This is a genomic window from Microbacterium sp. (genome assembly GCF_029263575.1).
Lineage (GTDB): Bacteria > Actinomycetota > Actinomycetes > Actinomycetales > Microbacteriaceae > Microbacterium.
Window position 1 is genome coordinate 1 of sequence record NZ_JAJUFV010000244.1, and the last position, 2399, is coordinate 2399.

Consider the following 2399-nt stretch of genomic DNA (forward strand, 5'->3'; position numbering starts at 1 on the left):
GAGGCGCCGAAGCACGCCGACAATGAGCGACTCATCGTTGCCCGCGGTGAGGCCGCGTATGTGCTGCTAAACCTCTTCCCGTACAACTCGGGCCATCTCCTCGTCTGCCCGTACCGCCATATCGCGACGTACGATCAGGCGTCGGATGCGGAAGTCGCTGAAATCGGCGCCTTGACGCAGATCGGCATGCGGGTGCTGCGCGAGGTGTCCAACTGCGACGGCTTCAACCTCGGCATGAACCAGGGCGCCGTCGCGGGTGCCGGTGTGGATGCGCACCTTCACCAGCACATCGTGCCGCGGTGGAAATCGGACGCGAACTTCTTCCCGATCATCGCGAAGACCAAGGCTCTGCCGCAGTTGCTTGGCGAAGTGCGCGACGCCGTCGCCGGGGCGTGGCCGACGACGTGAGGCGGGGTTCCGACCCTTCGACAGGCTCAGGGAGCGGACGGGCGGAAGCTCAGGGAGCGGGGTTCCGACCCTTCGACAGGCTCAGGGAGCGGAACGACAGGCTCAGGAAGCGGAGCGGGCGGTTCAGCGCACCTGGCGGGCGGTGAACTGCATGCGCGGGTGCGCGTAGTGCTCCTGCGCTTCGATGAGCTGCAATTCTCGCGCGCCCGAGTCCAGCGTCAGCTGCAGCAGGTCGAACACGCTCGAGGCGGTGCGCTCCAGCGCCACTTGGGCACTGCCTGTCGACACATAGTGGGCGGTGAACAGCGCAGCGGTGACATCGCCTGAGCCGTTGGCCTTCAACGGCAGGTGCGGTGTCTGAACGATCCAAGCGCCCGTCTGGTCGGCCGCGAGCATCTCGATCGTTCCCTCTTCGCGGTCGGGACGCTCGACGCTCGTAACAAGCACGGTCTGCGGCCCCATCGCGAACGCCGCATCCACGGATGCGAGCGTCGACTCCAGCGTGTCGGGTTCGGTGCCGGTCAGATATCCGAGTTCGAACTGGTTCGGGGTGATGATGTCCGCGACGGGAACCACGCGCTCGCGCAGCAGATCGGGGATGGCCGGGGCTACGAAGCATCCGGATTTCGCATTTCCCATGACCGGGTCGCAGGCGTACACCGCCGAGGGGTGAGCCGCCTTCACCCGCGCGACGGCGTCGATGATGACGTCCGCGATCCCTTCTCCACCCTGATAGCCCGACAGCACGGCCTCGACGTCGGCGAACGCGCCGCGCTCTTCGATCCCGGTGATGACATCGCGCACGTCACTCGGATCGATCAGCGGCCCGCGCCAGGCACCATAGCCGGTGTGGTTCGAGAAGTTCACGGTGTACACCGGCAGCACGTCGACACCGATGCGCTGAAGAGGGAACACCGCGGCCGAGTTTCCGACATGCCCGTAGGCGACAGCAGACTGGATGGAGAGGATCGTCATCCTTCGATCTTCTCACTGCCGGAGCTTCGCGCGCACGCGCTCCGGCTCACTGGACGGATGCGTCGATGTCGGCGACCAGCTGCTCGGCATCCGTCTCAGACAGATCGTGCACCGTCAGTCGAAGATGACGCGACGGCCCATCACGCCCGCTCAGCAGGAATCTGTCGCCCGTGCGTACCAGCCACCCGCGTCGCATGAGTCGCTCTGCGGCCACGTCGGCGGCGACGGGCAACTCGACCCAGAGGTTCATTCCGTCCGAGTAATTCGCGATCAGACCGCGTTCGCGGAGCCTCTCGGCGAACGCCCTGTTGCGCGCGGCATAGTGTCGACCGGCATCTGTGATCTCGGAGCGCACGGAATCGTCGTCGAGCAAGCCAACGGCCAGACGCTGCAGCAGATGGCTCACCCAGGTCGTGCCGGGACTCAGACGCATCGCCAGGCGATCAGCCGTCTCGGGGTCTGTCGCCGCGATCGCGAGACACATGTCGGGCCCGAGGAACTTCGACACCGACCGCAGCAGCGCGAAACGGCGGTGATTCGGACCGATCAGACTCTCATAGGGCCGATCCGAGAGCATCGAGAAGTGATCGTCTTCGATGATGAGGACATACGGATGCTCGGCCAGCACTGCGCGCAGCGCGGCAGCGCGTTCGGAGGAGAGGCTTGCTCCGGTCGGGTTCTGCGCACGTGGTGTGCAGATGACCGCGCGCACACCGGCGTCGAGCGCTGCGTTGAGCCCGTCGACGGTCATGCCCTCGTCATCGACCGCGACCGGCACCGCGCGGTAGCCTCCCAATCGCACGGTGTGGATGCTGGCGAGAAAACAGGGGTCTTCGAGGGCAACCGCATCGTCTCGCGTCAGGGCCTGCGCGAGGAGGCGCTCGACGGCGTCGACAGCTCCGCTGGTCACCGTGATGCGGAAGTCTGCGGCCGGAAGATCTGCCCCGATCCAGGAGCGTGACCAGGCCGCCAGAGCGGGGTCGATGACGGGCTCGCCATACAGTACGGGGCGGCCC

At 66.2% G+C, this 2399-nt stretch carries 3 protein-coding genes; 1 reads left to right on the top strand and 2 read right to left on the bottom strand.

The window, feature by feature from the left end:
• The coding region (locus Q1J95_RS15635) for an HIT domain-containing protein (RefSeq protein ID WP_300269358.1) at positions 1 to 408 on the top strand (408 nt) is incomplete at its 5' end.
• Between the two features lie 123 nt (positions 409 to 531).
• Here the strand turns inward: Q1J95_RS15635 and pdxY are convergent.
• Positions 532 to 1383, bottom strand: coding sequence for a pyridoxal kinase PdxY (gene pdxY / locus Q1J95_RS15640; protein WP_300269361.1), 852 nt, complete (start codon positions 1381 to 1383; stop codon positions 532 to 534).
• 46 nt (positions 1384 to 1429) lie between these two features.
• A partial coding sequence (locus Q1J95_RS15645; protein ID WP_300269364.1) for an aminotransferase class I/II-fold pyridoxal phosphate-dependent enzyme occupies positions 1430 to 2399 on the bottom strand: 970 nt, incomplete at its 5' end.